Annotated in this window: 1 protein-coding gene; it reads left to right on the plus strand. The window is 43.2% G+C overall.

The window, feature by feature from the left end:
- Positions 1-754: metallophosphoesterase (locus GC097_RS13400; RefSeq protein WP_171683804.1), on the plus strand; the 754-nt coding region annotated here is incomplete at both ends.

The following is a 754-nucleotide window of genomic DNA, read 5'->3' on the forward strand; positions in this document are numbered from 1 at the left end:
ATCTATCAAAAAAGCAATAAAACATTAACTCCCGCTGATTTAAATATAACGGATAGCAGCGACCCGGAAATTAGTAGTAATCCCGCAACCATCGCGCGCATTGAAGAAGATTATAGAAAAGACATGAAAGTATTCCCGCAGGCCGACGTAATCGTGCAGCCTGGCGACATTACCGGCGGTAACAATGCCCCAGAATATGTGTGGATGGGTGAGCTCACAAAACTATACAATAAACTTAAAGATGAGGGCTTATTTAACACGACGAAGTTATATATCGTAAAAGGCAACCATGATATGGACGGCACCCAAAACTTAATACCTGTCGGTACGGCGGGTGCGTGGAACGAATCAACGAATTCGTACGATAACGATTTTTATAACAGTGCTTATAGGGTAAAGATAAAAGGATATAATTTGATTGGTTTTGATGGAAATATTAACAGCAGCAGCACGGTGGGAAAAGCCACCAATTACCTCAACCAAATTAAAAGTGAAGCGGATTATGATCCAACCAAACCCATTTTTGCAATGTCTCACTACCCGATAAGCGGGACCGTGTGGGCAGGGCAATGGAGCAGCGCTGCAAGTAATAATTTCGGTAAATTTATTGCCGACAACAATTTTTCGCAGGTGTTCTATATGTCAGGTCATACGCAATACGACCCGACCGACGAACGTTCTCTCTATCAAGGTGCGGCATCGTTTCTCGATTCCGGTGGTTCGAACTATTCCAGTTATCAAGATGACGGTCCGT

The sequence above is a fragment of the Paenibacillus planticolens genome, from assembly GCF_013141725.1.
In the GTDB taxonomy this organism is placed as follows: domain Bacteria; phylum Bacillota; class Bacilli; order Paenibacillales; family NBRC-103111; genus Paenibacillus_E; species Paenibacillus_E planticolens.